The organism is Streptomyces sp. NPDC014889 (genome assembly GCF_043081205.1).
GTDB lineage: Bacteria > Actinomycetota > Actinomycetes > Streptomycetales > Streptomycetaceae > Streptomyces.
In genome coordinates this window covers 47,052-63,188 of sequence record NZ_JBIBWH010000008.1, presented here as the reverse complement: position 1 = coordinate 63,188, position 16,137 = coordinate 47,052, and the positions used below count along the sequence as shown (strand labels likewise).

The window sequence follows — 16,137 nt, the reverse complement described above, 5'->3', positions numbered from 1 at the left end:
GTTTCTGCCTAATGGAAGACTGCCGGGGGGTGTCGTGGCTTGTCAAGGGGGTGCGGGCCCCCGGGCGGATCCCGGTCCCGGAGGGCTGCCCGGAATCCGGCCCGCGCGTTAGGTTGTGCGCGTGCGATTGAGAGTGGAGTTCACGACCGAACCCTTCGATCTGGACGAGGCCCCCGAGCACGCGCTGGTGGCGCGGGAGGTCGTCGAGGCCGCCGAGCTGGACGCCGTGGACGTCGGCCCGTTCGGCAACACGGCCGAGGGGGGCGCCGACGCCGTCCTGGACGCCGTGGACGCCCTGCTGCGCAGGACCCTGGGGGCCGGCGCCACCCGGATCTCCCTTCAGGTCACCGTGCTCGGGGAGGGCGGGAGGTGATCGGCGAGGAGCCCTTCATCGCGGCCCTGAAGCCGCTGGTCGACGCGATCGGCGGCCGGATGCTCCCGCCCGACGAGGCCGGCCCCGACGACGTCGTGCTCTCCTGGGAGGGTGACGCCGCCGTCGCCGTACGCCTGCCCCAGCTCGCCGACTCGCTCGACCACATCCTGGCCGCCATGGAGCGCAGGAAGGGCATGCCGCTCGCGGATCTGGACCGCAGGTCCAAGCAGGAGGTCGTGCGGGTGCTCGAGGCGCGCGGCGCCTTCTCCGTACGGCACGGGGTGGAGACCGTGGCGAGCGCGCTGGGCGTCAGCCGATTCACCGTCTACAACTACCTCAACCGCGACAAGCAGAGCTGAGCCGCCGCCGGGCCGGGCCGTCCCGGAATTTTCAACAAACTGTTGACGCGATGTTCGTCAGGGCGTTAGCTATCCGCAGCCCGTTCCACGCGAAGGCCGTCAACAGCCCACGGAGGCTCCCGTGACTTCGACCTCAACGCCACCGGGTCTCGCCCGATTCAACACCCTCCCCGAGGACGCGGCCCGGGCCGCCCTCCTGGAGGCGTGCGCCAGCACGGCGTGGGTCGACCGTCTGCTGGCGGCCCGCCCCTGCGACACCCCCGACGACCTCGAAGCCGCGAGCGACGCCGCCATGACGGAGCTGACCCCCGCGGACCTCGAGGAGGCGATGGCCGGCCACCCGCCGATCGGCCGTCCCAAGCCCGGCGACCCGGCCTCGGCCCGCGAACAGCGCGGAATGACCGGCGCCTCCGAGGAACTCAGGGCCGAGATGCTCGACCTCAACCTGGCCTACCAGGACAAGTTCGGCCACGTCTTCCTCATCTGCGCCACCGGCCTGACCGGCGAGCAGATGCGCGACGCGCTCAAGGAGCGGATCGGCAACGCGCCGGAGCAGGAACGCGAGATCGTCCGCAGCGAACTGGGGAAGATCAACCGCATCCGGCTCGCCCGGCTGCTCGAAGACGCCTGAGAAGACGCCCGAAGAGGAAACCATGAGCACCGAGACCACCGCCTCCGTGTCCACCCACATCCTGGACACCTCCGCCGGCCGCCCCGCCGAGGGCGTCGCCGTCCACCTCCTGGCCCGCTCGGGACGTGAGAGGGACTGGCAGGCGCTCGGCGGCTCCTCGACCGACGCCGACGGGCGGTGCAAGGACCTTCCGGCGCCACCGGAGGGCACCACCCACGTACGGCTCGAGTTCGACACCGAGACGTACTTCGCCAAGAAACAAGCCGCGGCCCAGCAGGACGCCCCCGCGCTCCGGGACAGCGAGAACGGCCGGCCGGTGTTCTTCCCCGAGGTCACCATCACCTTCGCGGTGGTGCCCGGCGAGCACTACCACGTTCCGCTGCTGCTCAACCCGTTCGGCTACTCCGTTTACCGAGGGAGCTGACCGACACCATGACCCGTTTCGTCCTGGGACAGAACCAGTACGGCAAGGCCGAGAACCGAGTCGTCAAGATCACGCGTGACGGCGACACGCACCACATCAAGGACCTGAACGTCTCCGTCGCCCTCTCCGGCGACATGGAGGAGGTCCACCGCAGCGGCTCCAACGCGAACGTCCTGCCGACCGACACCACCAAGAACACGGTGTTCGCCTTCGCCAAGGAGCACGGGATCCGGAGCGCCGAGGACTTCGGCGTCAAGCTCGCCCGGCACTTCGTGGACAGCACCGAGCCCATCCACCGGGCCCGCATCCGCATCGAGGAGTACGCCTGGGAGCGGATCGAGACCTCGCAGTCCGGCGCGCGCTTCGTCGGCTCGGACGAGATCGCCCACTCCTTCGTCCGCAAGGGCCAGGAGACCCGTGTCGCGCAGATCAGCTACGACGGCCACGGAATCCAGGTGCTCTCCGGGTTCAAGGACCTGACCGTCCTGAACTCGACCAACTCCGAGTTCTTCGGCTTCCTGAAGGACAAGTACACCTCCCTTCAGGAGGACCACGACCGCATCCTCGCCACCACCGTCTCCACCTGGTGGCGGCACAACTGGAACGGCATCGACTCGCACGCCCCCGACTGGGAGCGCTCGTACAACGGGGTGCGCAAGCACGCGCTGCAGGCGTTCGCCGAGACCTACTCGTACTCGCTCCAGCAGACCCTCTTCGAGATGGGTGTGCGGGTGCTGAACTCCCGCGACGAGGTCGACGAGATCCGCTTCTCGATGCCCAACAAGCACCACTTCCGCTCGGACCTGTCGCCCTTCGGGATCGACAACGAGGCCAAGGACGGCGCCGTCTACTACGCCGCCGACCGGCCCTACGGCCTGATCGAGGCCACCATCCTGCGCGACGGCGCCGAGCAGCTCATCCCGGTCGACATGACAAACCTCTGACGCGAGACGCGCGCCACCGGACCCGCTCCGGACCGGTGGCGCGCCACACCGGAGGGAACGAAATGGCACTGCCTGCTCAAGGGCCCGTCCAAGGCCCGTGCTCCACCCCGCCGGTGCACACCGAGGACGCCGTCACGTCCGTGCACCCGGTGGACGAGAAGCTCCACCCCTCGCGGCTCGTCCCCGCCGCGCTCCAGCACATCGCCGCCATGTACGCGGGCGTCGTCACCCCTCCGCTCATCATCGGCCAGGCCTGCGGGCTCGACATCCCGGCCCGCACCCGGCTCATCGCCGCCAGCCTGCTGATCGCCGGCGTCGCGACGATCCTCCAGACCATCGGCGTCAAGCAACTCGTGGGCAACCGCCTGCCGTTCGTGAACGCCGCCTCCTCGGCCGGCATCGCCCCGATCCTCGCCATCGCCGAGAACAACGCCAAGGGCCACCAACTCCCCGCGATCTACGGGGCGGTGATGGTCGCCGGCGCCTTCTGCCTGGCCGTCGGCCCGTTCTTCGGACGGCTGCTGAAATTCTTCCCGCCACTCGTCACCGGCGTGGTGATCACCCTCATCGGGGTCACGCTGATGCCCGTGCCCGTCGGCTGGGCGCAGGGCGGCGACAAGACCGCCGCCGGCTTCGGCTCCATGAAGAACCTCGCCCTCGCCGCGTTCACCCTCGTTGTCATCCTGCTGATCCAGCGCTTCGGCAAGGGCTTCGTCAAACAGATCGCCCTGCTGTTCGGACTGCTCGTCGGCACCCTGGCCGCCCTCCCGTTCGGCATGGCCGACTTCCGCGGCATCACCTCCGCCCCGGTCGCCGCGCTGCCCACCCCCTTCGCCTTCGGCGCCCCCGTCTTCCAGCCCGCGGCCATCCTGTCGCTGTGCATCGTGATGCTGGTGCTGATGACCGAGTCCAGCGCGGGGATGCTCGCCCTCGGCGAGATCTGCGACCGCCGCGCCGACGCCCGCACCATCACCCGCGGACTGCGCACCGACGGCATCGCCACCCTGCTCGGACCCGTCTTCGGCGGCTTCCCCACCTCGGCCTTCGCCCAGAACGTCGGCGTCGTCTCACTGACCCGGGTGCGCAGCCGCTACGTCGTCGCCGTCGCCGGCTCGGCCCTGCTGGTGCTCGGCGCCTTCCCGGTCCTCGGCGCGGTCGTCTCCCTGGTGCCGATGCCGGTCCTCGGCGGCGCGGGCATCGTCCTGTTCGGCTCGATCGCCGTCAGCGGCATCCGCACCCTGTCCGAGGCCGGACTGGACGACAGCTCCAACATCATCCTGGTCGCCGTGGCCCTCGGCGCCGGCATCATCCCGCTGGCCGCCCCCACCTTCTACACCCAGTTCCCGGCCTGGGCCCAGACCGTCCTCGGCTCCGGGATCAGCGCCGGCGCCATCGTCGCCGTCCTGCTCAACCTGTTCTTCCACCACCTCGGCACCCGGAGCAGCACCGCTCCGGCACTCAAATCCTCCTAGGGTCCTGCCGTGCCCTCCCCGTGGACGCCTTTCGCGTCCACGGGCCGCCACCAAAGACAAGGAAGCGCAATGGCACCATCGGCAGCCCCGCGCATTGTCATCGAGAACTGCGCGATCGCGACCGTGGACGCGGACGACACCGAGTACGCCTCGGGACACCTCGTCCTCGCCGGCAACCGGATCGAGTCGGTCGGCGCGGGCAAGGCCCCGGAGGGGCTGAAGGACGTGGCGCGCCGGATCGACGCGAGCGGCCATCTGGCCACGCCCGGTCTGGTCAACACCCACCACCACTTCTACCAGTGGATCACCCGGGGCCTGGCCACCGACCACAACCTGTTCGACTGGCTCGTCGCGCTCTACCCGACCTGGGCGCGCATCGACGAGGAGATGGTCCACGCGGCGGCCCGGGGCTCGCTGGCGATGATGGCCCGCGGCGGCGTCACCACCGCCATGGACCACCACTACGTCTTCCCGCGCGGCTCCGGAGACCTGTCCGGCGCGATCATCCGGGCGGCCCGCGACATGGGCGTACGGTTCACCCTGGCCCGCGGCTCGATGGACCGCGGCGAGAAGGACGGCGGACTGCCGCCGGACTTCGCCGTGGAGACGCTCCAGGACGCGCTCGCCGCCACCGAGGAGACCGTCGCACGGCACCACGACGCCTCCTTCGACGCCATGACGCAGGTCGCCGTCGCCCCCTGCTCGCCCTTCTCCGTCTCCACCGAACTGCTGGGGCAGGCCGCGGAGCTGGCCCGCCGGATCGGCGTACGGCTGCACACCCACGGCTCGGAGACGGTCGAGGAGGAGAAGTTCTGCCACGAGCTGTTCGGCATGGGCCCCACCGACTACTTCGCGTCCACGGGCTGGCTGGGCGAGGACGTGTGGATGGCGCACTGCGTTCACATGAACGACTCCGACATCGCCGCCTTCGCCCGCACGAGAACCGGCGTGGCGCACTGCCCCTCCTCCAACGCCCGCCTGGCGGCCGGAATCGCGCGCGTTCCCGACATGCTGGCGGCCGGCGTCCCGGTCGGCCTCGGCGTCGACGGCACCGCCTCCAACGAGTCCGGCGAACTCCACACCGAACTGCGCAACGCCCTGCTGATCAACCGCCTCGGCGCCCACCGCGAGGCGGCGCTGAACGCCCGACAGGCCCTGCGCCTCGGCACCCACGGCGGTGCCCGGGTGCTCGGCCGGGCCGACCAGATCGGCTCGCTGGAGCCGGGCAAGCTGGCCGACCTGGTGCTGTGGAAGATGGACACACTGGCCCACGCCTCGATCGCCGACCCGGTGGCCGCCCTGGTCCTCGGCGCGGCGGCACCGGTCACCGCCTCCTTCGTGGACGGGCGGCAGATCGTCGAGGACGGCCGGCTGCTGACCGCCGACGAGGACGCCATCGCCCGCGCCACGCGGGCCGAGGCACAGCGGCTGGCGCGGATCACCGCGCGAAGCTGACCGATTCAAGGAACTCCGGGCGGGAGGGACGGCTCCCGACCGGTAGCCGTGGACCCGAGCGGGGTCCGCGGCGGGCCGGCTCCGGGGCGCGCTTGGACACGCGCCCCGGAACGGTCCTCCGTCGCCCACCGCGGGCCCCAGTGCCCCGACAGGCACTGGAAAGCCCGCCCCCGGTCCCGCACGACCACCATGCACCACCTCCTTGACACCCACGTCCGAACCGACGTGTTAACCGACCGGAGGAGCAGCCGTGGCCGCTCACCCCACGTCCCGCGACGAGGCACAGAAGCCAGCCGAGTCCACCACCCACCCCGTGGACGAGAAACTCCCCGTCCTGAAGATGGCGACCAGCGGCCTCCAGCATGTGGCCGCCATGTACGCGGGCGTCGTCGCCCCGCCCCTGATCGTCGGCGCGGCCGTCGGCCTGTCCGGCACCGAGCTGACCTTCCTCACCGGGGCCTGCCTGTTCACCGCCGGTCTCGCCACGTTCCTGCAGACCCTCGGCATCTGGAAGATCGGCGCCCGGCTCCCCTTCGTCAACGGCGTCACCTTCGCCGGTGTCGCCCCCATGACGGCGATCGTCGCCTCCACCAAGGACAAGTCCGACGCCCTCCCGATCATCTTCGGCGCGGTCATCGTGGCGGGTGTCCTCGGCTTCCTGGCCGCGCCGGTCTTCTGCAAGGCGATCCGGTTCTTCCCGCCGGTGGTCACCGGCACCGTGATCACCCTCATCGGCGTCTCCCTGCTGCCCGTCTCCTTCGGCTGGGCCCAGGGCCCCGATCCGGCCGCGCACGACTACGGCTCCGCGACCAACCTCACCCTGGCCGGCATCACCCTGGTCATCGTGCTGCTGCTGCGCCGCTTCACCCGCGGCTTCGTCAAGCAGATCGCGGTCCTGCTCGGGCTGATCGCCGGCACGGTCATCGCGATCCCGTTCGGGGTCACGGACTTCGGCCCGGTGGCGGACGCGCGGGTGGTCGGCTTCCCGACCCCGTTCCACTTCGGCGCGCCGCAGTTCCAGGTCGCCGCGATCCTGTCGATGTGCGTGGTCATGGTGGTCTCGATGACCGAGTCCACCGCCGACATGCTGGCCCTCGGCGAGATCGTCGAACGCCCGGCGAACGAGAAGACGATCGCCGCCGGCCTGCGCGCCGACACCCTCGGCTCCGCTCTCAGCCCCCTGTTCAACGGCTTCATGTGCAGCGCCTTCGCACAGAACATCGGCCTGGTGGCCATGACCCGGATCCGCAGCCGCTTCGTGGTCGCCTTCGGCGGCGGCTTCCTGGTCCTGATGGGCCTGTGCCCGATGGCCGCCTCGCTCATCGCCGTCGTACCGCGCCCGGTGCTCGGCGGCGCGGGAGTGGTCCTGTTCGGCTCGGTCGCCGCCAGCGGCATCCAGACCCTGGCCCGGGCCGGCCTCGACAAGGACAACAACGTCCTCATCGTCGCCGTCTCGATCGCCGTCGGCATCATCCCGATCACGGCGCCGAACTTCTACCACGCCTTCCCCGAGACCGCCCGGATCGTCCTCGACTCCGGCATCTCCACCGGTTGCGTCGCGGCCGTCCTGCTCAACTTCGTCTTCAACCACCTGGGCAGGCCCCGCTCCGCGGGCGCCCAGGACGTCACTCATCCGATGGAGGCGGGGGAGGAGATAGCGGTCGTGCGCTGACTGTTGGGGGAGGGGCACGGCGGTTCCGCCGCCCCTCCCTCCGCGTACCCGTGCGGGTGTCACAGCCCCAACAGGCCGGGATCCGCCGCCAGTTGCCTGAAGTGGTCATGCGGTGCGGGCACCAGCCTCCGCGCTGCGAGATCGAGGAGGCCGCCGACCGCGTCGATCTCGGCCGCCACCGTGCCGTCGGTCTTCAGGATCGTCTGCAGGATCCGGAAGGTCTTGCCCTCACTCCACTCGAAGGCGCAGGTCACGTCGACCTCGTCGCCGGCCGGCAGCTCCCGCAGATAGCGGATCGTTGTTTCCAGGACAACCGGTCCGACACCGCCGGACACGAGGCGCGCCTGGCTGATCCCGGCCGCCTGGAGCAACGACCAGCGGGCGTGCTCCGCGTAGTTGAGGTACACGGCCTGGTTGAGGTGTCCCTGCACATCGGTCTCGTAACCGCGGACGGTCACCCGGACGGAAAACGGCTCGCTCACTGCGTCCCCTTCTCGTACGCCGCTCGGACCCACCGATCCTGGCAGGCGTTCCTCACACCCTGCGCGGCGATGCCAGCAGGTACCGGGCCCTCGTGCGGGGCTCGGTGTACTCCCCGGCCTGCCAGCCCGCCCGCTCCAGCGCGGCCGCGCACGCCCGCAGCGCCGCGCCGTCCGGCCCGTACACCGCGACCGCCTCCGGCTGCGGGGTCGCCCGCACCCGGTAACCGTCGGCGTCCGGCCCCGCGGGCCGCTGTCCCGCCGCCTCCAGGGCGATCGCGGCGGCCCGCACCAGATGCGCGCGCTCCCAGCCGCAGGGCCGTCCGACGGCGCCGTCCGGGTTGGTCATCCGGCGCAGTTCCAGCAGCCCCTGCCAGGCACTGTGCACCTCGCGCACCCGCCCGGAACCGTCGTACGGCTGCTCCTCGCCTCCGACGCGGGCGGAGAACACACCGGTACCGGCGAGTGTGTCCCCAGTGGGAGGCGCCTTTTGCTCCTCTTCTTCTTCCTCCTCCCGTATTCGATGCCCGGCCGGGGTGAGGAAGTGGTCGTGCGGTGGGCGCGGGTGCCGGAACGCGAGCCCGCGCTTGACCAGCGCCGCGAGCTGCGCCTCCGTACCCCTGAGGCGGCCGGTCACGGGGTCGGCGGCGTCGATGACGCGGCGCTGCGCGGCGGTGGGCGGTCGAGTCACGGCACGGCCTCCCCGAATCGTCGAACGGTCGTCGATCAGCTACTTCGAAGAGTAGGACCCGGGACTGACAACGACCCGCCGCCGCTCACGCCGAAGACGCCGGCCGGATGTTCCAGCCCGCGACGACCGGCCGCTCGTGCTCCGTGCCCAGCCGGCACACCGTGCCCGTGGCCAGTTGGAACAGCGCGCCCGCCGACGGCGGCAGCCCGAGCCGCCGGGCCGTGAGCACCCGCAGGAAGTGCCCGTGCGCGACCAGCACGACGGCCCCCTCGGTATTGGCGAGCGCGGCGTCCACCTTGCCCAGCATCCGGTCGGCCCGCTCCCCGACCTGCTCCACGCTCTCCCCGGGATGCTCCGGCGGCCCCGGGGCGACCCCGTCCGTGAACAGGAACCAGCCGGGACGCGTCCGCTGGATCTCGGCGGTCGTGATGCCCTCGTATCCGCCGTAGTCCCACTCCCGCAGATCCGCGTCGACCCGCGCGTCGCCGATCCCGATGAGATCGGCCGTCTCCCGCGCCCGCTGCGCGGGGCTGACGAACGCCGCCCCGATCCGGTGCGAGCGGATCAACGGCACCAGCCCCCGCGCCTCCTCCCGACCGTGTTCGGTGAGCGGCACGTCCGTCCATCCGGTGTGGCGCCCGGACCGCGACCACTCGGTCTCCCCGTGCCGGACCAGAAAGAGATCACCCATGCGTCCCAGGCTACGAGTCCGCGCCCGCGCTCCGGCGGACGCCCGCGCTCACGGCGGGGCATCGCGGCCCGGGCACTTTCGGAGAACGGATCCGCAACGCGGCGTCACCACCGCGGCGCGGGCTGGGAACGTGACGGCATGCTGGCGTGCGGATGCCTGGACCCGATCGGAATGCTGGCCAACCTGGCCGGCGACGCCCTGCTGAGCCTGGCCGTGCTCGTACTGGCCCTGGTCTGCCTGATCGGCCTGCTGCTGGGCGCGATGGCGGCCCTCGGCCACCTGACCCGCCGCGACCAGGACGCCGCCCCCGAGGACGAGGACACCGAACAGGGCGGGGAACCCCTCACCCTGGCGTCCTTCCGCTGGGAATCGCCCCCGGACCCGGGCGATCCGCACTAGCCGAGCGGCACTAGTCGAGGGGGACCTCCTCGATCACACTCTCCTTGAACCGCCACGACCCCTGATTCCCCCACGCCTCGGCCCGCAGCCCCATCTCCCAGGCGATACGGGCCGCCCGCTGCTGCGACAGGGCGGGGTAGTCCTCCGGGTGCACCTTGATGTAGCCGCGGCGGTCGACGGGGTGGGTGCGCAAGGCCTCGCGCAGCTTCTCCTCCTGCTCCTTCTGCCTGGCGAGAGCCTTGTACTCGCCGGTTGTCCCCTTACGCCGGTCCCGCCGTCTCGCGGCGTCCGATCCGCGCCAGGCCAGCCAGCCGACGGTGCCGAGCGCGGTGAGCGCGAAACCGCCGGCGCCGAGCGTCTCGGCGGTCGCGTCCGCCCGGCCCGGTGTCCGAGGGGCGAGTTCGCCCTTCGGGTCCTGGAACACCGTCAGTACCTGGCCGAGGTCGTAACGTTCCTTGTCCGTCGTCATGGTGGGTCCCAGGACTCTGGTGCCGTCCTGCCGTTCCAACTCGTAGTTGTAGCGGGGGCCTCCGCGTCCCCGGGGCGGATCGGGCCACTTCTCCACGACCGTGGCCGTGACCTTCTCCCCCCGACGCTGAAGGGTGAGGTCGTCGCGGACGACGTCGGCGAGGGACAGGGACATCACGGACAAGAACACGATGAACAGCGCCGTCCCGACACTGGACTCCCGGGCCCCCAGCCTGCGCAGCAGCACGGTGAGCAGGACGCCGTGCGCGGTCCACAGGGGGATCAGGAGGGCGAGCCCGAGACCGTTCGCCAGGAAGAACGTCCCGGCCATCGCGGCGAGCACGTAGCAGCCGATGGCGACAGCGAGGGCGACGGGGTAGCGCGTGCGCCTTCTGCGGGCTTCGGCCTCCGTGGCGGCGGCGCTCATGTTCTCTTCTCCGTTTCCGGTCAGGGGTTTCCGGTGCGGTTCTGTTTGCGGTAGTGGTCCAGGACGTCCTGGCGGAGGAGGTGGGCGAAGCCGGATGTCTCCAGGCGGAGGGCCAGTTGGGGCTCCGTCAGGCCGAGGGCGGTGGCGGTGGTGGCGAGGTGCCAGTCGTGGGCGGCGAGGTGGGTGAGGAGATGGCCGCGACGGACCTGGTTCTCCGAGAGGCGGAACGTCTTGAGGTAGACGGTCCGGCCGTGTTCGTCGGTGATCGCCTCGCCGATGTGGTTGTCCTGCTTGGGGCGGAACGGTGGCAGGAAGCGGGAGAGGGTGAAGCGGCCCGTGCGGCGAACCCGTTGCCAGGTGCTCGGCTGGTCCAGCAGTCCGGCCGCCATCGTGGTGTCGTGGAAGTCGGCCCACTGCGCCGTCTGTTCCGCCGCGGCCTTCCGCAGGTCGGCGAGCGTGTGGATCCGGGTGTCCAGGATGCGCGCGTTGAAGTCCGTGACGGGAGGCATCAGGGTGGCGTAGTGGTGCACCAGGTCGCCGTAGAGGTCCTGGAGCAGGGTCGGGTGCAGGGTGCGGTAGTCGTCCGGGTGCGGCACCACGAACGCCGCGGCCGGTGTGTCGGCCAGATGGACCAGTACGCCGCACTGGCCCGGGTGGATCTCGAAGACGCGCAGCGCGTCGGCCAGTCCGGGGACTTCCGTGCCCAGGCAGGCCGCCTCGACGCGCGGCGAGAGACCCTGGCGCAGGGCTCGCCGCGACCACTCCTCCCAGGCGACGGCGGGTCCGCCGAAGTGGAGCGCGAGGTAGCCCTCCAGCGCGAGGTGAAGCGGCAGGAAGCGGAGCCGGTGCCGGTCCTCCCGGCGTGCCGTCCGGCGGTGGAAGTGCAGTCGTGCGGACCAGACTTCACCCTCGGACCGGTCGTCGGTCAGTTGTGTTCCGTAGGCCGCGGCGGGTGAGCCGTCCCCGGTCCAGTCGGCGACGAAGCTGTGCGGGATGTAGGAGCAATAGCTTCGCCCCCGGCCCAGGTCCACCTGACCCGGTCCGTCGTGGATCCGTCGATGCAGGCGCAGGTCGTGGACCGCCTCGGCCCGTACGAGCGGGACCAGCCGTACGGCGCCCCACACCTGCGAGGGACGGGTCTCCAGCCCGTCGAGCAGTCCGTGCGACGTCATCGGGGGTTCCTCTCCGCCCGCCGGACCGCGGCGGCGGTGAGCCACGCCGCGCGGGCGTCCAGGTAGGCCGTCAGGTCGGCCAGTCGGGTCCGGCCCTCGGCGAACTGTGCGATCTCGACGAGCGCGGGCAGGTCCTCGGCGTCGCGGACGCCGGCGGTCGGCACCCGCGGGGACAGCCGCCGCACGTCGAAGTCCTCGGCGTCGTAAACGGGGTTGAGGTGGACCACGCTGGTGCGGCGGGCCGGGTCGAGGCGGGTGCGCCAGACGCGGAGCACCTCGCCGGCCAGTCCGGGAGGCGAGTTGTCCCAGCCGTCGGAGACGATCACCAGGCGTTCCGGTGCCGTCTCCAGACCGTCGAGGATCCGCCGGCCCAGCGGGGTCGGGCCGACGGGGTGGGCCAGGAGCGCGTCGCCGCGGCCGGAGGTCCACAGCCCGGTGTAGTGGCCGGCGAGCGCCTCGAGCAGATAGTGGCAGGCCAGGGCGACCGCCAGCGGCCGGCGCCGCTTCACGCCCGAACCGTGGGAGGAGAAGCTGTCGTCCAGTACGGCGGCCACCCGACCCCAGGTTCCCCGGTGCCGGCCGGCCGTTCGGCGGGCGGCCGCGCGCAGCGCTCCGGTCAGCTCCTCGCGCCGGGCGACCCGCTCCTCGGCGGGCAGGGAGAGCACGTATCCGGCGAGGCGGGTGAGCGGCATCCGGGACAGGCCGGCCGTCACCGCCCGCGCCGGCTCAGGACCGTGCTGCCGTGCCGACTCCTGGAGCCGCAGCGTCTCCAGGCGGGTGAGCCGAGGGGCGATGCGCTCCAGGAACACGCCGCGCGGTATGCCGTGCCGCGCCGCGAAGCTCTCCGCGACGGTGTACGGGAGTTCGTAGAGCGCCGCCTGCTCGTAGTGCGCGCGGCGCCAGGCCTCCAGGATCGGAGTGTCGTAGCGGGCGCGGCTGCGCGGTGCGAACAGGAAGGCGCCGAGTTCGTCGTCGGCCGGCGCCAGATGCGCGTGCCGCAGCGCCTGCTTGAGGCCGTTGCGGTACTTGACGGCGTCGAGGGCCGGATCCGGACGGGCGGCCAGCCAGTCGCGCAGCAGGGCGCGGGTGCGGCGGTTGTTCACCCCGGAGCGGCGCAGCGCGCCGAAGAGCCTGTAGACGCGTTGCGGCGGCAGCAGTGCCAGTCGTCCGGCGATCAGCCGGCCCTCGCCGCGACGCTGCTCCGCGGTGGCCTCGCCCGCCGTCTCCAGCAGCCGGCGTACGATCAGCGCCGCGTTGTGGTCGTTGATGTCGAGCGCGAGTACGCCCGCGTAGAGGTCGCGGTAGTTGCCCAGCATGTAGGCGTGCCGGAAGTCGAGGGAGAGCCGCTGGGCCGCCGCGTCGGAGCGGAACTCACGCTGGCCGGTCGCGGTGATCGCGGCGTTGACGAAGAGCAGCACGTCCTCGGCCGCGATCGGATCCCCGGACGGCTCCACGCCCCCGTTCATGCCCCCACCCGTTCACTCGCGGCCCCTGCCGGAGCCTGCCGGCATCCCCTGCCGGGGCCGGCCGGGGAATGGGGGCACGAGCTGCGAATCATTGCTTCAGAGGCAGGTTCCGGAAGTCGCACCGAAGTCCCGCGGCCGGCGTTGGGACCGTAACACAGCGCAGTTCACGGGCTCGACGGGGTTTCGCGGGGCCGCGCCGTCGGGCCTACTGCCGGTACCCCCCGAGGAACCGGCCGATCCTGCTGATCGCCGTGTCCAGGACGTCCGCGTGGGGGAGCGTGAGGATGCGGAAGTGGTCGGGGGCCGGCCAGTTGAAGCCGGTGCCCTGGACCACCTGGATCTTCTCGCGCAGCAGGAGGTCCAGGACGAGCCTCTCGTCGTCGTGGATCGGGTGGACCTTGGGGTCCAGACGGGCGAACGCGTACAGCGCGCCCCTGGGCTTGACGCACGTCACGCCCGGGATCTCGTTCAGCTTCTGCCAGGCCACGTCCCGCTGTTCGCGCAGCCGGCCGCCCGGTGCGGTCAGTTCGCGGATGGACTGACGGCCGCCGAGTGCGGCCTGAATGGCGTACTGGGCGGGGGCGTTGGCGCACAGGCGCATGGAGGCCAGCATGGTCAGGCCCTCCAGGTAGTCCTTGGCGTGCTGCCTGGGGCCCGTGACCACCAGCCAGCCGGAGCGGAAGCCCGCCACGCGGTAGGTCTTGGACAGGCCGCAGAAGGTGAGGACGACCAGGTCGGGGGCGAGCGCGGCGGTGGAGTGGTGGACGGCGTCGTCGTAGAGGATCTGGTCGTAGATCTCGTCGGCGAAGACCATCAGGCCGTGGCGGCGGGCCAGGTCGAGGATGCCCTGGAGGATCTCCTTCGGGTAGACCGCGCCCGTCGGGTTGTTGGGGTTGATGATCACGACGGCCTTCGTACGGTCGGTGATCTTCGCGGCCATGTCGTCCAGGTCCGGGTACCAGTCGGCCTGTTCGTCGCAGAGGTAGTGGACCGCCTTTCCGCCCGCCAGCGTCGTCACTGCCGTCCACAGGGGGAAGTCGGGGGCGGGGACGAGGACTTCGTCGCCGTCCTCGACCAGTGCCTGTACGGCCATCGAGACCAGTTCCGAGACGCCGTTGCCCAGGAAGACGTCGTCGACGTCGACCTCGAGGCCGAGGGTCTGGTAGCGCTGGGCGACGGCCCTGCGGGCGGACAGGATGCCCCGCGAGTCGGTGTAGCCGTGCGCCCGCGGCAGCATCCGGATCATGTCCTGGAGGATCTCCTCCGGCGCCTCGAAACCGAAGAGCGCGGGGTTGCCGGTGTTCAGCCGCAGCACGCTGTGGCCGGCCTCCTCCAGCGCGTCCGCGTGTTCTATCACCGGGCCGCGGATCTCGTAACAGACCTCGCTGAGCTTGCTCGACTGCCGGAACTCCATGCGCCGCATCCCTCCGGTGACTGGTCCTGCTTGGTTTTACCAAGCAGGAGCTTGGAAAGTCCAACAACGCGTCTAGACTGCGTCGCATGCCACCTCGCCGCAGCTACGATCAGTTCTGCTCCGCCGCCCGCGCGCTCGATGCCGTCGGCGACCGCTGGACCCTGCTGATCGTCCGGGAGCTGCTGGCCGGCCCGCGCCGCTACACCGATCTGCACGCCGACCTGCCGGGCGTGAGCACGGACATGCTCGCCTCACGGCTGAAGGACATGGAACGGGACGGGCTGACGACCCGGCGCCGGCTGCCGCCCCCGGGAGCCGCCCACGTCTACGAACTCACTCCTCGGGGACGTGAGTTGCTGCCCGTCCTGCGGGCGCTCGGGGAGTGGGGACAGGCGGATCTCGGCGAGCGGCGGCCCACCGACGCCCTGCGGGCGCACTGGTTCGCGCTGCCCCTGCTGCGCGCCCTGGAGGAGACGGGAGTCGAGTCGGGCCTCATCGAGGTCCACCTGGATGAGGGCGACTTCCATCTGCACCTGGGCGAGGCGGAAGGGCCGCTCTACGGATGCGGCTCCGCGCCCGAGGAGCCGGACGCCCGGCTGGCTCTGGACTCCGGCACGTGTGCGGCCGTCGCCCGCGGGGAGTTGGGCCTGGCGGACGCGGTACGGGACGGACGCGTCGAGGTGAGCGGAGCCGGCACCGCGGCCAAGGCCCTGCGCGAGAGCGGGACATGAGCGAAGGCACAGACCTCGAAGCCCTGGCCCCGTACGGGTGCCGTCCTCTGTCGGCCGGCGCCCGTCGCCTTGGCTCGGTCATGGTTCCCCCTGCTCGAGGATCAGCCGAACCCGGAGTCTACGGCTCCCGGTGGCGGCACGCAGCCACGCCCGACCCGTCAGCCGTAGTGGATGTCCCAGACCACGTGGGGCAGCGAGTCGCCCGGGTCCTCGATGCGTGGGACGCTCCGCGCATCGCCGGCCGTGGTGAGCGGGGTGCCGTGGACCAGGGCGTCCAGGGCCGAGTCGAAGAGGTGGGACAGGCTGTCCCAGCGCTTCACTCCGTTCACGTCGATGGACGGGTCCAGTTCCAGGACCGCGCCGAAACCGGGGCCCTCCCGGTGGTCGACCACGAGCTGTCCACCGGTGTGGTTCATCGCCACCGGCAGCCAGCGCACGTCCGCCATCACGCCGACGACGTACTCGGCTTCGTCCTCCTCCTGAGCCCGGGCGACCTCCTCCTCCATGTCCCGCAGTCCGTCGCGCATCGCGACGTCCCCCAGGAGCGGGAAGTCGGTGGGCACGAAAGCGCCCGCGGCGAGCCCGGGGTCGAGGGCCGAGCCGTCGTGCAGCGAGAGCCAGGACCGGATGTCCGGATGCGGCTCGAACCGGTTCTCCGTCACCGCCGTGATGAGTGCGGGCTCGGCGGGCGGGGCGAGTTGCCGGAAGTCGCCCGGCGCGTGCTGCTCCAGCCACCGGTCGAGCCGGGCCACGGTCCGGGACAGTTCCATGGGATGTACCACTTCTACTCCGTCTTGAGGCCGACCGGCGGGGGCCGGAACGGCGAAGGCCCGCCCCCGGGGAACGCGGGGGCGGGCCAACTGTGCGGC

General features: G+C 71.4%; 18 protein-coding genes. 10 read left to right on the top strand and 8 right to left on the bottom strand.

Going from position 1 to position 16,137, the window contains the following annotated elements:
• Nucleotides 1-121: 121 nt before the first annotated feature.
• From ACF09J_RS17295 to ACF09J_RS17260, 8 genes are all read left to right on the top strand, one after another.
• On the top strand, nt 122-373 hold the full coding sequence (locus tag ACF09J_RS17295; protein WP_392306262.1) for a hypothetical protein: 252 nt from the start codon (nt 122-124) through the stop codon (nt 371-373).
• On the top strand, nt 370-732 hold the full coding sequence (locus ACF09J_RS17290) for a helix-turn-helix domain-containing protein (RefSeq protein ID WP_392306261.1): 363 nt from the start codon (nt 370-372) through the stop codon (nt 730-732). The genes ACF09J_RS17295 and ACF09J_RS17290 overlap by 4 nt, the downstream gene beginning before the upstream one ends.
• Before the next feature lie 121 nt (nt 733-853).
• Nucleotides 854-1,363, top strand: coding sequence for a 2-oxo-4-hydroxy-4-carboxy-5-ureidoimidazoline decarboxylase (gene uraD / locus ACF09J_RS17285; protein WP_392306260.1), 510 nt, complete (start codon nt 854-856; stop codon nt 1,361-1,363).
• A gap of 22 nt (nt 1,364-1,385) precedes the next feature.
• Nucleotides 1,386-1,787, top strand: coding sequence for a hydroxyisourate hydrolase (gene uraH, locus ACF09J_RS17280; protein ID WP_392306259.1), 402 nt, complete (start codon nt 1,386-1,388; stop codon nt 1,785-1,787).
• An 8-nt stretch (nt 1,788-1,795) separates the two neighbouring features.
• The gene (pucL, locus tag ACF09J_RS17275; protein ID WP_392306258.1) at nt 1,796-2,731 is read left to right on the top strand and encodes a factor-independent urate hydroxylase; all 936 of its coding nucleotides are present in this window, start codon (nt 1,796-1,798) and stop codon (nt 2,729-2,731) included.
• 62 nt (nt 2,732-2,793) lie between these two features.
• Entirely contained in the window at nt 2,794-4,203 is a 1,410-nt protein-coding gene (locus ACF09J_RS17270) for a nucleobase:cation symporter-2 family protein (protein ID WP_392306257.1), read from the top strand.
• Between the two features lie 69 nt (nt 4,204-4,272).
• Nucleotides 4,273-5,658: an 8-oxoguanine deaminase gene (locus ACF09J_RS17265; protein ID WP_392306256.1), complete on the top strand. Its 1,386-nt coding sequence runs from the start codon at nt 4,273-4,275 to the stop codon at nt 5,656-5,658.
• A 340-nt stretch (nt 5,659-5,998) separates the two neighbouring features.
• Nucleotides 5,999-7,330 carry a nucleobase:cation symporter-2 family protein gene (locus tag ACF09J_RS17260; protein WP_392306548.1) on the top strand — a complete coding sequence of 444 codons (1,332 nt, stop codon included), beginning with the start codon at nt 5,999-6,001 and terminating at the stop codon, nt 7,328-7,330.
• Between the two features lie 59 nt (nt 7,331-7,389).
• On the opposite strand, the gene ACF09J_RS17255 is transcribed toward ACF09J_RS17260, so the two are convergent.
• The 3 genes from ACF09J_RS17255 to ACF09J_RS17245 form a co-directional block, all read right to left on the bottom strand.
• Nucleotides 7,390-7,812 carry an acyl-CoA thioesterase gene (locus ACF09J_RS17255; protein WP_392306255.1) on the bottom strand — a complete coding sequence of 141 codons (423 nt, stop codon included), beginning with the start codon at nt 7,810-7,812 and terminating at the stop codon, nt 7,390-7,392.
• Nucleotides 7,813-7,864: 52 nt separating this feature from the next.
• Nucleotides 7,865-8,500 (bottom strand): hypothetical protein, encoded by a 636-nt coding sequence (locus tag ACF09J_RS17250; protein ID WP_392306254.1) that lies wholly within the window; start codon nt 8,498-8,500, stop codon nt 7,865-7,867.
• Nucleotides 8,501-8,585: 85 nt separating this feature from the next.
• Nucleotides 8,586-9,191, bottom strand: coding sequence for a histidine phosphatase family protein (locus tag ACF09J_RS17245; protein ID WP_392306253.1), 606 nt, complete (start codon nt 9,189-9,191; stop codon nt 8,586-8,588).
• A gap of 138 nt (nt 9,192-9,329) precedes the next feature.
• Here ACF09J_RS17245 and ACF09J_RS17240 point away from each other — a divergent pair, with 138 nt between their 5' ends.
• Nucleotides 9,330-9,590 carry a hypothetical protein gene (locus tag ACF09J_RS17240; RefSeq protein ID WP_392306252.1) on the top strand — a complete coding sequence of 87 codons (261 nt, stop codon included), beginning with the start codon at nt 9,330-9,332 and terminating at the stop codon, nt 9,588-9,590.
• 10 nt (nt 9,591-9,600) lie between these two features.
• On the opposite strand, the gene ACF09J_RS17235 is transcribed toward ACF09J_RS17240, so the two are convergent.
• The 4 genes from ACF09J_RS17235 to ACF09J_RS17220 form a co-directional block, all read right to left on the bottom strand.
• On the bottom strand, nt 9,601-10,485 hold the full coding sequence (locus tag ACF09J_RS17235; RefSeq protein ID WP_392306251.1) for a hypothetical protein: 885 nt from the start codon (nt 10,483-10,485) through the stop codon (nt 9,601-9,603).
• A gap of 20 nt (nt 10,486-10,505) precedes the next feature.
• The gene (locus tag ACF09J_RS17230; protein WP_392306250.1) at nt 10,506-11,657 is read right to left on the bottom strand and encodes a hypothetical protein; all 1,152 of its coding nucleotides are present in this window, start codon (nt 11,655-11,657) and stop codon (nt 10,506-10,508) included.
• Nucleotides 11,654-13,123, bottom strand: a complete 1,470-nt coding sequence (locus ACF09J_RS17225; RefSeq protein ID WP_392306249.1) for a hypothetical protein — start codon at nt 13,121-13,123, stop codon at nt 11,654-11,656. Before ACF09J_RS17225 ends, ACF09J_RS17230 begins: the two co-directional genes overlap by 4 nt.
• A 205-nt stretch (nt 13,124-13,328) precedes the next feature.
• A complete protein-coding gene (locus ACF09J_RS17220) occupies nt 13,329-14,537 on the bottom strand; it encodes a pyridoxal phosphate-dependent aminotransferase (protein WP_392306248.1) in 1,209 nt (402 codons plus the stop codon).
• An 86-nt stretch (nt 14,538-14,623) separates the two neighbouring features.
• Between ACF09J_RS17220 and ACF09J_RS17215 the strand changes: the two genes are divergently transcribed.
• Complete coding sequence (locus tag ACF09J_RS17215) at nt 14,624-15,268, top strand: winged helix-turn-helix transcriptional regulator (RefSeq protein ID WP_392306247.1); 645 nt, start codon at nt 14,624-14,626, stop codon at nt 15,266-15,268.
• Between the two features lie 158 nt (nt 15,269-15,426).
• On the opposite strand, the gene ACF09J_RS17210 is transcribed toward ACF09J_RS17215, so the two are convergent.
• On the bottom strand, nt 15,427-16,038 hold the full coding sequence (locus ACF09J_RS17210; protein WP_392306246.1) for a hypothetical protein: 612 nt from the start codon (nt 16,036-16,038) through the stop codon (nt 15,427-15,429).
• Between the last annotated feature and the right edge of the window lie 99 nt (nt 16,039-16,137).